This is a genomic window from Rhodobacter sp. P1_C2, assembly GCF_056406375.1.
The window spans coordinates 176,859-190,797 of sequence record NZ_JBFUAG010000001.1; the positions used below are offsets into that span (position 1 = coordinate 176,859).

Sequence of the window (13,939 nt, forward strand, 5' to 3'; positions counted from 1 at the left end):
ATGCCCTGGATCAAAGCCTGCGATGTGGATGATATCGACCCGGAGGACGTGCTGCGGTTCGACCACGCCGGGAAAACCTATGCGATCTACCGCGATCCGAAGGGCGCCTTCTTTGCCACCGATGGCCTGTGCAGCCATGAGCGGGTGCATCTTTGCGACGGGCTGGTGATGGGCGATCAGATCGAATGTCCCAAGCACAATGGCAGGTTCAACTACAAGACCGGCGCCGCCCTGCGCGCCCCGGTCTGCGTGAACCTTGCGACCTATCCGGCCCGGGTGACGGGTGATGCTGTCGAAATCGAGGTGGCGTGATGGCACGGCAAAAACCCACGGTCGCCGATCTGCGCGCGAAAAAGGGCAAGGGCCAGCTGACCATGCTGCGCATCTTCACGCTGGAAGAGGCCGCCGCTGCCGAGGAAGCCGGGATCGATATCGTCTCTGTTCCGCCGGAATTGGTCACAGATCCCGAATACCGCAAGGTCGCCCCCGGCCTCTTCTCGATGACCGGCTATGACCACCGCAGCACCGGCACGCGCGAGGATTACCTGCGCTTTTCCGGCAAGATGCTGATGGCGGGGGCCGATGCGATGTATTGCTCGGGCAGTCTCGCCACGGTGAAATTCCTGGCCGATGAACATATCCCGGTGGTGGGGCATGTCGGCCTCGTCCCCTCGCGCAACACCTTCACCGGCGGGTTCAAGGCGGTGGGCAAGACCGCTGATACCGCCGCCGCCATGCTGGAGGAGGTCCGCGCCTACGAGGCCGCCGGCGCCTTCGCCGTGGAGATCGAGGTGGTGCCGGTGGAAGTGGCGAGCGAGATCAGCAAAAGGGTGAACATCCTGTTGTGGTCGATGGGCTCCGGTCCCGGCTGTGACGTGCAGTATCTTTTCTCGGAAGATATCCTCGGCATGAACCGGGGCCACATGCCGCGCCATGCCAAGGTCTATCGCAACTTCGCCGCCGAGTTCGACCGGCTGCAGCGCGAACGCGTCGCGGCCTACCGCGAGTTCATCGCCGATGTCGCCTCGGGTGCCTATCCCGAAGACCGCCATGTGGTGAAGATGAAGGAAGAGGAGCTGGCGGCCTTCCTGCGGCAGATCGCCTGAGGTCTCAGCCCTTCGCCTCGGCCTCCAGCCAGCTGCGGAAGGCCTGCAGCGGCGGGTAATCGGCGCGTTCCTCCGGCCAGCAGAGGTAATAGCACGAGGGGCTGCGCATCGGCGCCTCCAGCGCGAGGACGAGCTTGCCGAGCGCCAGCTCCTCCTCGAACAGAAAGCGCGGCAGCAGGGCGACGCCAAGGCCGGCCACCGCGGCTTGGGCCAGGGTGGCGAACTGGTCGAACAGCATGCCGTGGACGTTGCTGGCCTCGACCTTCTGATGGGCGAACCATTGTTCCCAGGCATCGGGCCGCGAGGTCAGGTGCAACAGGGGCGCGCGGCGCATGTCCTCGGGCCGTGTCAGAGACAGACTGGCGCGCAGGGCGGGGGCGCAGGCGGGGATCACATCCTCCTCCATCAGAAAAGCGCAATGCCCGCCCGGCCAGTCCGCCGCGCCAAAGTGGATCGCGGCGTCGATCGTCTCGGCGGCAAAGTCGAAGGGGCGCAGCCGGGTCACCAGGTTCAGCGTGATGCCGGTGTGGGCCGAGAGGAACCCGGGCAGGCGCGGGGCCAGCCAGCGGGTGCCGAAGGTCGGCAGGATGGCCAGGGTCAGCGACCCGCCCGCCGGATTGGCCCGCAGGTTCAAGGAGGCGGTGCTGATCTTCTGCAAAGCGTCACGAATATCGCGCGCATAGGCCTTGCCGGCGTGGTTCAGCCTGATGGTCTGGCGCTGGCGATGGAAAAGCTCGACGCCCAAAAGCTCCTCCAGCGCGCGAATCTGGCGCGAGACGGCGCCCTGGGTCAGGTCCAGCTCCTGCGCCGCGGCCGTGACACTTTCGGTGCGGGCGGCGGTCTCGAAGGCCGCCAGCAGATGCAGGCCGGGCAGAAAGCGTCGTGGCGTGCGCATGTCATTACCATTCGGAATGAAGTCATTGCCATTCCTCGTTATCCCTCCCGGCTTTGGCAAGCGATAATCGCCTGTCTTGTGCAAAGAGAGCGAGAATGACGCAAAGCCCCATGCCGCAGATGAATGAAGTGACCCATGGCCTCTGGGGTCGGACGGCGGGCCCGGCCCCTGCCACCGGCGCGCTGGAGGTGTCGGTCCAGGCCGATGTGGTCATCGTCGGCGCGGGCTATACCGGCCTCTCCGCCGCGCTGCATCTGGCCGAGGCGGGGCGTTCCGTCGTGGTGCTGGAGGCGGATCAGATCGGCTTTGGCGGGGCGGGGCGCAATGTGGGCCTCGTCAATGCCGGCATGTGGGTCCAGCCCGAGGCGCTGGTGTCGCGGCTGGGCGACCACGGCCACCGGCTGATCGACCTTCTGGGCAAGGGGCCGCGGCAGGTCTTCGATCTGGTCGCCCGGCTTGGCATCGCCTGCGAGGCGACCCCGAAGGGCACCCTCCACCTCGGCGTCGGCCCTGCCGGTCTGGCCGAGTTGCAGGAGCGCGCTCGCCAGTGGCAGCGTCTGGGAGCGGCGGTCGAACTGCTCGACGCGGGCGAGACGGCGCGGCGCGTCGGCAGCGCCGCCTATGCCGGGTCCCTCATGGACCACCGCGCCGGGACGATCCAGCCCTTGGCCTACGCGCGGGGGCTGGCGCGGGCGGCGGTGACGCGGGGGGTCAGGATCTTCACCCAAAGCCCGGCGCTGTCGCTGCGCCACGCCGCCGACTGGTTGGTGCAGACGCCGCAGGGCCAGGTCCGGGCCGGCTGGCTGATTGTCGCCACCGATGCCTATACCGCCCATATCCACCGCGAAATCCGCCAGGAACAGGTGCTGCTGCCCTATTTCAACTTTGCCACCCTTCCGATGAGCCCCGCCCAGCAGGCCAGCGTCCTGCCGGGGCTGGAGGGGGCCTGGGACACGGCCCAGATCCTCACCTCCTTCCGGCGCGATGCGGCGGGGCGGCTGGTCTTCGGCTCGGTCGGTGCCCTGCGCGGCACCGGGCGCGCGGTGCACGAGGCCTGGGCGCGGCGCGCCATGACCCGGCTTTTCCCGCAGCTGAAAGGGCTGGGGTTCGAACATGCCTGGTATGGCCGCATCGGCATGACCGCAGACAACCTGCCGCGGTTTCATGCGCTGGGGCCGCGGGCCTACAGCATGTCGGGCTACAATGGCCGGGGCATAGCACCCGGCACGGTCTTTGGCCAATGCCTTGCCGCCCTCGTGATGGGCCAGGCGGGCGAGGCTGACATGCCCCTGCCCCTGACGCCTGCGCGACCCGTCACCCTGCGCGGCGCGCGCGAGATCACTTACGAATTGGGCGCGCAGGTCAGCCACCTGCTCGATGCCCGCCAAACCGCGAACTGAAGAAAGCACAGCCATGACAACCTATGCCGCCGAGGCCACCCGCATCCTGCAATCGCTTGGCGTGGCGCCTGCCCGCTTCACCGGCGGCAGCCTGACCTGCCATTCGCCCCTGACCGGCGAGGTGACGGGCAGCGTGGTGCTGGACGATGCCGCCACGACCGCCGCCGCCATCGCCCGCGCCAAGGCGGCCTTCAAGACCTGGCGCAGCGTCCCCGCGCCGCGCCGGGGCGAGCTGGTCCGGCTTTTTGGCGAGGCGTTGCGCGCCCATAAGGCCGATCTGGGCCGTCTCGTCTCGATCGAGGCTGGCAAGAGCCTGTCCGAAGGCCAGGGCGAGGTGCAGGAGATGATCGACATCTGCGACTTTGCCCTGGGCCTGTCGCGGCAGCTTTATGGTCTGACCATCGCCACCGAACGCCCCGGCCACCGGATGATGGAAACCTGGCATCCGCTGGGCGTGGTTGGTGTCATTTCCGCCTTCAACTTTCCGGTGGCGGTCTGGGCGTGGAACACCGCGCTGGCCCTGGTCTGCGGCGATGCGGTGATCTGGAAACCGTCCGAGAAGACCCCGCTCTGCGGGCTGGCGGCGCAGGCGATCCTTGAGAAGGCCATCGCCCGGTTCGGCGAGGCGCCGGAGGGTCTGGCGCAACTGGTGATCGGCAAGGGCGACATCGGTTCGGTCTTGGTCGATAGCCCGGATGTGGCGCTGATCTCGGCCACCGGGTCGACGCGGATGGGGCGGATCGTCGGGCCCAAGGTTGCAGCACGCTTTGGCCGCACGATCCTTGAACTGGGCGGCAATAACGCAGGGATCGTCTGCCCCTCCGCCGATCTGGACATGGCCCTGCGCGCCATCGCCTTTGGCGCGATGGGCACGGCGGGCCAGCGCTGCACCACGCTGCGGCGGCTTTTCGTCCATGCTGCGGTCTATGACCAGCTCGTGCCGCGGCTGAAGAAGGCCTATGCCAGCGTTGCGGTCGGCAACCCCTTGGAGACGCAAGCCCTCGTCGGCCCGCTGATCGACGCCGAGGCCTATAATGGCATGACCAAGGCGCTGGAGGCTGCCCGTGCCGCTGGCGGCGAGGTACAGGGCGGCGAGCGGATCGGCACCGAAGGCTTCTACGTCCGCCCCGCTCTGGTCGAGATGCCGACCCAAGCTGGCCCGGCCATGGAGGAAACCTTCGCGCCGATCCTCTACATCATGCGCTATACCGAGCTTTCCGCGGCAATAGAGGCACATAATGCCGTGGGCGCCGGTCTCTCCTCGGCCATCTTCACCACCGATCTGCGCGAGATGGAGACGTTCCTGTCCTCCGCCGGGTCGGATTGTGGGATAGCCAATGTGAACATCGGCACCTCCGGCGCCGAGATCGGCGGGGCCTTTGGCGGCGAGAAGGAAACCGGCGGCGGGCGCGAAAGCGGCTCGGACGCCTGGCGGGCCTATATGCGGCGGGCGACCAACACGATCAACTATTCCACCGCTTTGCCGCTGGCCCAGGGCGTCAGCTTCGATATCGAGGGCTGAGACATGGGCCGTTCCGTCATCGTCCACGAAAACGTCCTGCGCCGGGTCGCTGCGGGCGATCTGCCGCAGGGCCGGGCGCCCGCTGGTCCCTTGAAGCCGGATCAGGCCGTGGCGATCTACCGTGCCGCCTGTCTGACCCGCGCGCTCGACCGACAAAGCCGGGAGATGCAGCGGGCGGGGCAGGGGTTCTACACCATCGGCTCTTCGGGGCATGAGGGGATGGCGGCGGTTTCCATGGCCTTGCGCCCGACGGATATGGCCTTCCTCCATTACCGTGACGCGGCGTTTCAGATCGCAAGGGCCATGCAAGTGCCGGGGCAGGACCCGGCCTGGGACATGCTTTTGTCCTTCGCCGCCTCGTCCGAGGACCCGATTTCCGGCGGGCGGCACAAGGTTCTGGGGTCCAAGGCACTCAACATCCCGCCGCAAACCTCGACCATCGCGAGCCATTTGCCCAAGGCGGTGGGCGCCGCCTATGCCATCGGCGCCGCGAGGCGCCACCGGCCCGAACATGCGATCCTGCCCGAGGATGCGCTGATCTGTTGCAGCTTCGGCGATGCCTCGGCCAACCATTCCACCGCGCAGGGCGCCTTCAACACCGCGCAATGGACCGCCTATCAGGGCCTGCCGCTGCCCCTGCTGTTCGTCTGCGAGGATAACGGCATCGGCATTTCGACCAAGACCCCCAAGGGCTGGATCGCGGCGGGCTTTTCCAACCGCCCGGGCCTGACCTATTTCGCCTGCGACGGGCTCGACCTCTTCGACACCTACCGCGTGGCCGTGGAAGCGGCGGAGTTCGTGCGCACCCGCCGCAAGCCCGCCTTCCTGCATATCCGCACCATAAGGCTTTACGGCCATGCCGGTGCCGATGTGCCGACCACCTACCTGCCCCGCGAAGAGGTCGAGGCGGAGGAGGCGCAGGACCCGCTGCTGCACAGCGTCCGCCTGCTGGATCAGGCCGGGGTGATGCGCCCGGCCGAGGCGCTGGCGATCTATACCGACACCGCCGAAGAGGTCGCCCGCCTTGCCGCCAAGGCCGTGACCCGGCCGCGCCTGCAGACGGCCGCCGATGTGATGGCGGCGATCATCCCGCCGAAACGCGCCTGCCGCCCCGGCAACGGCCCCTCGCCCGAGGCGCGGGCACAGGCTTTCGGTGGCGACCTCAAACAGATGGCCGAGCCGCAGATCATGTCGCGCCTGATCAACTGGGCCTTGACCGACCTCATGCTGACCCATGGCGAGATCGTCATGATGGGTGAGGATATCGGCCGCAAGGGCGGGGTCTATGGCGTCACGCAAAAGCTGCAATCCCGCTTTGGCGCCGACCGGATGATCGACACGCTTCTGGACGAACAGGCGATCCTTGGCCTTGCCATCGGCATGGGGCAGAACGGGTTTTTGCCGATGCCGGAGATCCAGTTCCTCGCCTATCTTCACAACGCCGAGGATCAGATCCGGGGCGAGGCGGCGACCTTGCCCTTCTTCTCCAACGGGCAGTTTTCCAACCCGATGGTGCTGCGGATCGCGGGGCTTGGCTATCAGAAGGGCTTCGGCGGGCATTTCCACAATGACAATTCGGTCGCCGTGCTGCGCGATATTCCGGGTGTGATCCTCGCCTGTCCGTCGAACGGGCCTGATGCGGTGCGGATGCTGCGGACCTGCGTGCGTCTGGCGCGGGAGGAGCAGCGCGTGGTGGTGTTCCTGGAGCCGATCGCCCTCTATCCGATGCGCGATCTGCATGCGGAGAAGGACGGCGGCTGGATGGGGCTTTATCCCGAACCCTCCGAGGTGATCGCTGAAGGAGAGGTCGGTGTGCATGGCGCGGGCGAGGATCTGGCCATCGTGACCTTCGGCAATGGCACTTACCTGTCCTTGCAGGCACAGCGCCGGCTCGCGGCCCAGGGCGTGGCTGCAAGGGTGATCGACACGCGCTGGCTGTCACCCCTGCCGGCGGAGGCCTTGGTCAAGGCGGTGGCGAGGGCAAAACGCATCCTGATCGTCGACGAGACCCGCCGCAGCGGCGGTGTGGCCGAGGCGCTGATGGCGCTGTTCCATGAGGGCACCGACCTGCCCCTCGCCCGGTTGACCGCCGAGGACAGTTTCATCGCCACCGGCCCCGCCTATGCCGCGACCATGCCGGGCGCCGATGACATCGTGGCAGCCGCCCTGCGGATGATTGCGGCGGACCCCGCGCGTTCGGCGGCCTGAGGCCTTGCCGGGGCGGCCGAAAGGTGCTGCTTTCAGGGGGACATCTTCCTGCCGCGAAAGGGCTGCCGATGAGTGAACGCTGGGTGACGCTGGCCAATGGCTACAGGCTCTGGACCAACCGGATCGAGGGCGGGCCGGGCCTGCCCCTGCTTCTCCTCCACGGCGGGCCGGGGGCCGGGCATGACTACCTTGAACCGCTTCAGGCGCTTGCCGCTGACCGCCCGGTGATCTTCTATGACCAGCTCGGCTGCGGGCGGTCCGACAAGCCCGATGTGCCCGCACTTTGGACCATCGAACGCTTCGCCGAAGAGGTGGACGAGGTGCGCGCCGCCTTGGGCCTGACGCAGTGCCACATCCTCGGGCAAAGCTGGGGCGGCTGGCTGGGCGTCGAATACATGCTGAAGAAGCCTGCGGGGCTGGTCAGCATGACACTCGCCTCCACCTCGGCCTCGATCCCCTTGTTCCGGGCCGAATGCGCAAGGCTGATCGGCGAGATGAGCGCGGAACATCAGGCGGCGCTGGCGACCTATGGGATGCAGGGCGCCTATGACCACCCCGATTACCAGGCCGCGGCGGAGGCCTTCTATGCGGCCCATGTCTGCCGCTTGCCGGAATGGCCTGACTGCATGCAGCGCACGATCCAGAACCTGACCGGCAATCAGGTCTACGAGACGATCAACGGCCCGAACGAGTTTACCGTCATCGGCAACCTGCGCTACTGGGACCGCACGGCGGACCTGTCCAGCCTTGACCTGCCGGTGCTGATCACCTGCGGGCGCCATGACGAGCTGGGCATCGCCTGCGCCGCCCCGATGCTGGCCGCGATCAAGGGGGCGCGGATGGTGGTCTTCGAACATTCCGCCCATGTCGCCCATATCGAAGAGGCCGCGGCCTATGCGGCGACGGTGGCGGAGTTTCTGCGCGAGGTGGAGGCGGCCTAGACCTGCCCCCGCATCGCGGCGTCGGATTGCACGATCAGGCCCTGCGGGTCGGGCGTCACGGCTGGGACCTCCATCACGGCCAGGGCTTCCGCCTCTTCCCGGGGCAGGCCCAGCATCCGCAGGACGGCGGCGATGATCTGGGCCACGTCGGGGGCCTTTCCCTCTGCCTGCCATTGCAGCGCGACGATGGCCATGGCCGAGATATTGTCCACCGCCAGATCCGCGGGCATCCGGCAAAAGCGGCCCATCTCCATCCCTTTCAGCAGAAGCGGGGGCACGAGATGGGTCACCAGATTGTCGCATTGCACCATGTTGGTGCTCAACTGCACGGAAAACCGTGCCAGCAGCGGATAGGTGCTGGAAAGCCCCAAAGCCAGCCGCAGGCTTTTCGCGCAGGCCTCGGCCGGGTCGTCGATCGTCGCCACCGCGTCGAGCGACAGTTGCAACAGCTCGTCCACCAGGGCATCGCGCGCCGCCTCGGCCAGATCGTCGACCGAGGCGAAGTGGTTGTAGAAGGTGCCGCGCGCCACACCGGCCCGGGCGATCACATCCTCGATCACCGTATGTTCGTGCCCCTTGGCGGCGATGACCAGAAGCCCCGCCTCGACCAGCCGCGCCCGCATCTTCTCGCGCCGCTGGGCGGCGACGGCGGGGCGGTGGTCGGGCCTGCCCACACTCATGCCGCAGCCGGGGGGCGGACGCGGAACACCAGGCAATAGAGGGCCGGCACGAAGAGCAGCGTCAGAAGCGTGCCGACGATGATGCCGCCCATCATCGCATAGGCCATCGGCCCCCAGAACACCTGGCGCGAGATCGGGATCAGCGCGAGGCTCGCCGCCGCCGCCGTCAGAAGGATCGGGCGGGCGCGGCTGTCGGTGGCATCGAAGACCGCCTGCCAGCGTTCCAGCCCGCGATGCTGCAGCTCCTCGATCTCATGCACCAGGATGATCGAGTTGCGGATCAGGATGCCGACCAGCGCCAGCACGCCCAGGATCGCCACGAAGCCCAAGGGCGCACCCGAGGCGAGCAGCGCCGCCACCACCCCGATCAGGCCCAGAGGCGCCACCGCCAGCACGACAAAGGCGCGGCGGAAGCCCTGCATCTGCACCATGACGAGGGTGACCATGATCAACAGCATGACCGGCACCACGGCGGCAATCGGCGACTGGCTTTCGCCGCTGCTTTCGACCGAACCACCGATCTCGATGTGATAGCCCGGCGGCAGGGTCTTCTCGAAGGCGGCAATCGCCGGGGTAAGATCGGTGACGATGGTGGCGGGCTGGTCCTTGGTCGCCACGGCGGCCTTGACGGTCACGGTGGGCACGCGGTTCCTTTGCTGGATGATCGGCTGTTCCAGGGTCCATTCCAGCGTCGCGAAAGAGTTCAGCGGGATGGGCTGGCCGGCCGTATTGCCCAGCTGCAGGTTCTGCAGGCTCAGCACGCTGGACCGGTCGGCATCGCTGCCGCGCGCCACAACGTCGATCAGCGTCTTGCCGTCGCGCAGTTCGGTCACCGTCATGCCGTCGAACAGGCTGGACAGCGCATTGGCCACATCGGTCTGGGTCAGGCCCAGCTGGCGCAGCTTGTTCTGGTCCAGCACCACACGGGCGACGCGGGCCGGTTCGTTGAAATTCTCGGTGATGGTCTGCAACCGCTTGTCGGTGGCCAGAACCGCCGCCAGCGCCCGCCCCAGATCCGAGACCTTGTCGGCATCAGGCCCGGACAGACGGTATTGCACCGGCTTGCCGACCGGCGGCCCAAGCTCCAGGTATTTCGGGAAAATATCGACCCCCGGCGCCGTCGCGGCATAATCCTGCACCGCCTTGCGCAGGGCATCGCGGGCCTCAAGATCCGGCGTCATCACCACGATCTGGCCGAAGTTGTCCGAGGGCGTCAGCGCGTCATAGGCCAGGATGAAACGCGGGGCGGATTGGCCGACGTAGGTCGACCAGAAGGTCGGCTCCTTGCGCCCGGCCAGCCAGGTGTCCAGCCGCGACAGCTCCTCGTTCGTGGCGTTGAAGGAGGCGTTCTGCCGCAGGTTGACGTCGATCACCAGTTCGGGCCGGTCCGAGGTCGGGAAGAACTGCTGTTCGACGAATTTCATCCCATAAAGCGAGACGCCGAAGATCACCACCGTCACCCCCACCGTCAGCCATTTCGCCCGCATCACCACCCGCAAGACCGCGTGAAACGCACGCCGCAGCCGCCCGGGTTCGGCCGAATGGTGCTTCATCGTCCTGGGCAGGAAGGCCATGCCGAGGATCGGCGCAAAGAGAACCGCGACGACCCAGGACAACAGAAGCGAGATCACGATCACATAGAACAGCGAGATCGTGTATTCCCCCGCCGCCGAGGAATTGAGCCCGATCGGGATGAAGCCCGCCATGGTGATCAGCGTGCCGGTCAGCATCGGGAAAGCGATCGAAGACCAGGCCGCCGAGGCCGCCTTTTCCAGGCTCTCCCCCACCTCCAGCCGCGAGATCATCGTCTCGATCGAGATCATCGCGTCATCGACCAGAAGCCCCAGCGCGATGATCAGCGCGCCGAGCGAGATGCGTTGCAGCGTGATCCCCATGATGTCGAGGACGACGAAGGTCAGGGCCAGAACCAGCGGAATAGCCAGCGTCACCACCAGACCAGCGCGCAAGCCAAGCGAGACGAAGCTAACGCCCAGCACGATCACCACCGCCTCGACCAGGGCGCGCAGGAAGTGGTTGACCGATTCCTCCACCACATGCGGTTGGTCGGCGACGCGGTGGACCTCGATCCCGATGGGCAGGGTGGGGGCCAGACGCTCCATCTCCTTGTCGAGCGCCGCGCCGAAGGTCTGGATATTGGCGCCGGTGCGCAGGCCGATGATCAGGCCGATCGCCGGCTTGCCATTGTAGCGGAAGAGAGAGGAGGGCGGGTCGGCATAGCCGCCGGTCACGGTGGCCACATCCGACAGGGCAAAGAAGGTGTCGCCGACGCGCAAGGTGGTGGCGGCCAGCTCATCCGCCCCGGTGAAAGAGCCCGAGACGCGGACCATCACCTTTTCCTCCGCCGTGCGGATCACACCCGAAGGCACGATGGCGTTCTGCTTGGCCAGGGTGTCAAGCACGGTCGCCGCATCCAGACCCAGAGCGGCCAGACGGCGGGCGGAAAACTCGATATAGACGACCGGGTCCTGCGTGCCGATCAGATCCACCTTGCCGGCATCGGGCATCTGGCGGACGGCGTTTTCGATCGTCTCGGTCCATTTCTTCGCCTCGGCGGGGGTATAGCCGTCATAGGTGAAGGCATAGATATTGCCATAGACGTCGCCGAAACTGTCGTTGAAGCCGAAGCCCGCGAATTCCTTGGGGAAATCGCCGCGGATATCGGTCATCATGTTGCGGATGCGCGCCCAGGTGGCGGCGACGGCCGGGGCCTTGGTGCTGTCGGTCAGTTCGACATAGACGGTGGCACGGCCTGGACGGGTTTCCGAGCGGGTGTCCTTGAGGTTCTCCAGCTCCTGCAGCTTTTTCTCGATGCGTTCGGTGACCTGGGTCAGGGTCTCCTCGGCGGTGGCGCCGGGCAGGGCGGCCTGGATGATCATGGTCTTGATGGTGAAGGCCGGGTCTTCCTCGCGCCCCAGCGAGGAATAGCCGATGGCCCCGGCCAGAAGCGAGACGAGGATCAGGTACCAGACGAAGGAGCGGTGGTGCAGCGCCCAGTCAGAGAGGTTGAAGCGCATCATTGAATTCCTTCGCCAACGGTCTGGTCTGCAGTCAGGGAGTGGACGCCGCGGACGATGATCTCGTCCCCGGCCTGAAGCCCCTCGACCACCACGCGGGTGCCGAGGTCGCGGCCGAGGGTGACCGGCACCAGCGCGACCTTGCGGCCGGCGCCGACGCGCCAGACCTGCGGCGCCTCGGGCGTGCCGGCGATGGCGCTGTGGGGCAGGGTGACGACGGGGGCGGTGGTGCCGGCGAGCCGGGCCGTGATCAGGCTGCCCAGCCGGTAGGAGGAGGGCGCATCGACCAGGGTCAGGCGCAGGCGGCGGCTGCGGGTGCCGGTGCCGACCGAGGGTTCGATGATCCGCAGGGTGCCGGTCACCGGCGGACTGCCGCGCCCCTCGACGATGAAGGCATCGCCGGTTTTTACGAGGGCGAGGAACTCGCTGGGCACATCCAGCACCGCCTCGCGGCCCTTGAGGTCGGCCAGCGTCAGGATCGGGGTGCCGACGGCGACCACGGTGCCGGTTTCGACTTCGGTCTTGGTGACGATCCCGTCGCGCGGGGCGTGCAGCTCGCTGTAGCCCGCGGCGTCGCGGGCCTGGGCCAGGTCGGCCTCGGCGGCGGTGACGCTGGAATTGGCGGTGTCGCGCGCCGCCTGCGCGCTTTCCAGCTGGGCGCTGCTGGCAACATTGCGCGCCACCAGCTGCTGCATCCGGTCCAGGCTTTGCTGGGCAAAGGCGGCGCGGGCCTGCGCGCCCTGCAGGGCGGCCTCGGCTGCGGCGAGATCTTCGTTCAGGGTGACCTGGTCCAGCGTGGCGAGGACTTCCCCCGCCTTGACCCGGTCACCCGCCGAAACGTTCAGCGTGGCAACCCGGCCAAGCGTCTGAAAGGCGAGGTCGGCGGTCACCTCGGCCTCGATCGTGCCGGTGAAGGCGCGGGCCTGGATCGGGCCGGGGCTGACGATTTCGGAGACGACCGGGCGGGCGATTTCAGCCGCATTCGTCTCTGTTGCGGCGGTTTCCGCGTGAAGGGGCTGCGCCAGAAGCGCGAGAAGCAGGGCGAAGCGGCGCATCATTCGCCCTCCTTGACTTGGACCACGGCACGGTCGGGATAGAGAAGCTGCGCGCCATCGGTCACCACCAGCGTGCCCGGCTCGATCCCGCCCGAGATGCGGAAGGTCGCGGCGCCATAGGCCGAAACGGTGACCGGGGTCTGATGCGCGACCATGGTGGCGGGATCGACCGTCCAGACCGCCGGCGCGCCGCCCAGGGCGGTCAGCGCCGTCCAGGGCAGGCTGATCGCATCGGGCTCCGGCAGGACGAGGCGGCCGATCACCGGCGTGCCGAAGACCACAGAGGCCGGCGCCGCGGTGTTCAGCCTGGCCTTCACGGTGACAGAGCCGGTGCTGGCATCCACCAGGGGCGAGATTTCCGAGATCGTGGCGGCAAAGCTGATGTTGGGCTGGTCGATCGGCGTCAGGTCCACCCGGTCACCCAGAAACCGGTCCAGATCGACGCCATCGGGCGCATTGAAGACCGCCTCCAGCCCGCCATCCGCCGCCATCGAGACCACCTTCTGCCCGGGGTTGACGACCTGGCCAGGCTCGGCCCCGCGCGCGGTGACGATGCCGTCCTGCGGCGCCCGCAGAACGGTGTTGTTCTGCGCGGTCTGCGCCTTGTTCAGCTGGGCCTGCGCCTGATCGCGGCTGGATTGCGCGGCGAGCAGGGCATTGGTCGCATTGTCCAGATCGGCCCGCGTCCCCACCCCGCTTTGCAGCAATCCGGTGGCGCGGTCGCTGGCCTGTTGCGCCTCGTGCAAGGCCGCCTCGGCGCCATCCAGCCCGGCCAGAGCGGCGCGCAAGCCAGCCTCGGTCTGGGTCGGGTCGACGCGGGCCAGTTCCTGCCCCTTGGTGATATGGTCGCCCTCGCGCACCTCGACCGACAGGATGCGGCCACCTTGCGGGAAAGAGACGGGAAACTCCTCGATCGCCTGCAGGGTGCCGGTCAGGACGGCCTCGGCTTTGACGGCCGATTTCTGCGCGGTGACGATATGCACCGGCAGGGGCTCGGCCATGGCGGCAGAGGTCATCAGGGCAAGGCCTGCGGCAAAGGAAAGCATGGGCTGACGCATGGGGAATCCCTTTTGAGATGCGCAACAGGACTGCAGTTC

The 13,939-nt window shown here is 67.4% G+C and carries 11 protein-coding genes; 6 read left to right on the plus strand and 5 right to left on the minus strand.

The window, feature by feature from the left end; genetic code table 11:
• Together AC1DZT_RS00865 and AC1DZT_RS00870 are read left to right on the plus strand one after the other, a co-directional pair.
• The gene (locus AC1DZT_RS00865; RefSeq protein ID WP_478004696.1) at window positions 1-312 is read left to right on the plus strand and encodes a MocE family 2Fe-2S type ferredoxin; all 312 of its coding nucleotides are present in this window, start codon (window positions 1-3) and stop codon (window positions 310-312) included.
• Window positions 312-1,106, plus strand: coding sequence for a 3-methyl-2-oxobutanoate hydroxymethyltransferase (locus tag AC1DZT_RS00870; protein ID WP_478004697.1), 795 nt, complete (start codon window positions 312-314; stop codon window positions 1,104-1,106). The genes AC1DZT_RS00865 and AC1DZT_RS00870 overlap by 1 nt, the downstream gene beginning before the upstream one ends.
• A gap of 4 nt (window positions 1,107-1,110) precedes the next feature.
• Here AC1DZT_RS00870 and AC1DZT_RS00875 read toward each other — a convergent pair whose 3' ends face one another.
• Window positions 1,111-2,001, minus strand: a complete 891-nt coding sequence (locus AC1DZT_RS00875; RefSeq protein WP_478004698.1) for a LysR family transcriptional regulator — start codon at window positions 1,999-2,001, stop codon at window positions 1,111-1,113.
• Window positions 2,002-2,096: 95 nt separating this feature from the next.
• On the opposite strand from AC1DZT_RS00875, the gene AC1DZT_RS00880 reads away from it, so the two are divergent.
• The 4 genes from AC1DZT_RS00880 to AC1DZT_RS00895 all read left to right on the plus strand — a co-directional run bounded on the left by AC1DZT_RS00880 (window position 2,097) and on the right by AC1DZT_RS00895 (window position 8,072).
• Window positions 2,097-3,401 carry an NAD(P)/FAD-dependent oxidoreductase gene (locus AC1DZT_RS00880; protein ID WP_478004699.1) on the plus strand — a complete coding sequence of 435 codons (1,305 nt, stop codon included), beginning with the start codon at window positions 2,097-2,099 and terminating at the stop codon, window positions 3,399-3,401.
• Window positions 3,402-3,414: 13 nt separating this feature from the next.
• The gene (amaB, locus tag AC1DZT_RS00885; protein WP_478004700.1) at window positions 3,415-4,923 is read left to right on the plus strand and encodes an L-piperidine-6-carboxylate dehydrogenase; all 1,509 of its coding nucleotides are present in this window, start codon (window positions 3,415-3,417) and stop codon (window positions 4,921-4,923) included.
• A gap of 3 nt (window positions 4,924-4,926) precedes the next feature.
• The gene (locus AC1DZT_RS00890; RefSeq protein WP_478004701.1) at window positions 4,927-7,131 is read left to right on the plus strand and encodes a dehydrogenase E1 component subunit alpha/beta; all 2,205 of its coding nucleotides are present in this window, start codon (window positions 4,927-4,929) and stop codon (window positions 7,129-7,131) included.
• 68 nt (window positions 7,132-7,199) lie between these two features.
• A complete protein-coding gene (locus AC1DZT_RS00895; RefSeq protein WP_478004702.1) occupies window positions 7,200-8,072 on the plus strand; it encodes a proline iminopeptidase-family hydrolase in 873 nt (290 codons plus the stop codon).
• On the opposite strand, the gene AC1DZT_RS00900 is transcribed toward AC1DZT_RS00895, so the two are convergent.
• Genes AC1DZT_RS00900 through AC1DZT_RS00915 form a run of 4 tightly spaced genes read right to left on the minus strand, consistent with a single transcriptional unit; the run spans window position 8,069 to window position 13,900 of the window.
• On the minus strand, window positions 8,069-8,752 hold the full coding sequence (locus AC1DZT_RS00900) for a TetR/AcrR family transcriptional regulator (protein ID WP_478004703.1): 684 nt from the start codon (window positions 8,750-8,752) through the stop codon (window positions 8,069-8,071). The genes AC1DZT_RS00895 and AC1DZT_RS00900 overlap by 4 nt on opposite strands.
• Window positions 8,749-11,790, minus strand: a complete 3,042-nt coding sequence (locus tag AC1DZT_RS00905) for an efflux RND transporter permease subunit (RefSeq protein WP_478004704.1) — start codon at window positions 11,788-11,790, stop codon at window positions 8,749-8,751. Before AC1DZT_RS00905 ends, AC1DZT_RS00900 begins: the two co-directional genes overlap by 4 nt.
• Entirely contained in the window at window positions 11,787-12,845 is a 1,059-nt protein-coding gene (locus AC1DZT_RS00910; protein WP_478004705.1) for an efflux RND transporter periplasmic adaptor subunit, read from the minus strand. The genes AC1DZT_RS00905 and AC1DZT_RS00910 overlap by 4 nt, the downstream gene beginning before the upstream one ends.
• The gene (locus tag AC1DZT_RS00915; protein WP_478004706.1) at window positions 12,842-13,900 is read right to left on the minus strand and encodes an efflux RND transporter periplasmic adaptor subunit; all 1,059 of its coding nucleotides are present in this window, start codon (window positions 13,898-13,900) and stop codon (window positions 12,842-12,844) included. Before AC1DZT_RS00915 ends, AC1DZT_RS00910 begins: the two co-directional genes overlap by 4 nt.
• Window positions 13,901-13,939: the final 39 nt, after the last annotated feature.

What these genes read in the sequence shown, in the direction of transcription:
- AC1DZT_RS00875 (WP_478004698.1), bottom strand. Translation starts at nt 2,001, where the DNA reads ATGCGCACGCCACGACGCTTTCTGCCCGGCCTGCATCTGCTGGCGGCC.
- amaB (WP_478004700.1), top strand. Translation starts at nt 3,415, where the DNA reads ATGACAACCTATGCCGCCGAGGCCACCCGCATCCTGCAATCGCTTGGC.
- AC1DZT_RS00910 (WP_478004705.1), bottom strand. Translation starts at nt 12,845, where the DNA reads ATGATGCGCCGCTTCGCCCTGCTTCTCGCGCTTCTGGCGCAGCCCCTT.
- AC1DZT_RS00870 (WP_478004697.1), top strand. Translation starts at nt 312, where the DNA reads ATGGCACGGCAAAAACCCACGGTCGCCGATCTGCGCGCGAAAAAGGGC.
- AC1DZT_RS00915 (WP_478004706.1), bottom strand. Translation starts at nt 13,900, where the DNA reads ATGCGTCAGCCCATGCTTTCCTTTGCCGCAGGCCTTGCCCTGATGACC.
- AC1DZT_RS00895 (WP_478004702.1), top strand. Translation starts at nt 7,200, where the DNA reads ATGAGTGAACGCTGGGTGACGCTGGCCAATGGCTACAGGCTCTGGACC.
- AC1DZT_RS00890 (WP_478004701.1), top strand. Translation starts at nt 4,927, where the DNA reads ATGGGCCGTTCCGTCATCGTCCACGAAAACGTCCTGCGCCGGGTCGCT.
- AC1DZT_RS00865 (WP_478004696.1), top strand. Translation starts at nt 1, where the DNA reads ATGCCCTGGATCAAAGCCTGCGATGTGGATGATATCGACCCGGAGGAC.
- AC1DZT_RS00880 (WP_478004699.1), top strand. Translation starts at nt 2,097, where the DNA reads ATGACGCAAAGCCCCATGCCGCAGATGAATGAAGTGACCCATGGCCTC.
- AC1DZT_RS00900 (WP_478004703.1), bottom strand. Translation starts at nt 8,752, where the DNA reads ATGAGTGTGGGCAGGCCCGACCACCGCCCCGCCGTCGCCGCCCAGCGG.
- AC1DZT_RS00905 (WP_478004704.1), bottom strand. Translation starts at nt 11,790, where the DNA reads ATGATGCGCTTCAACCTCTCTGACTGGGCGCTGCACCACCGCTCCTTC.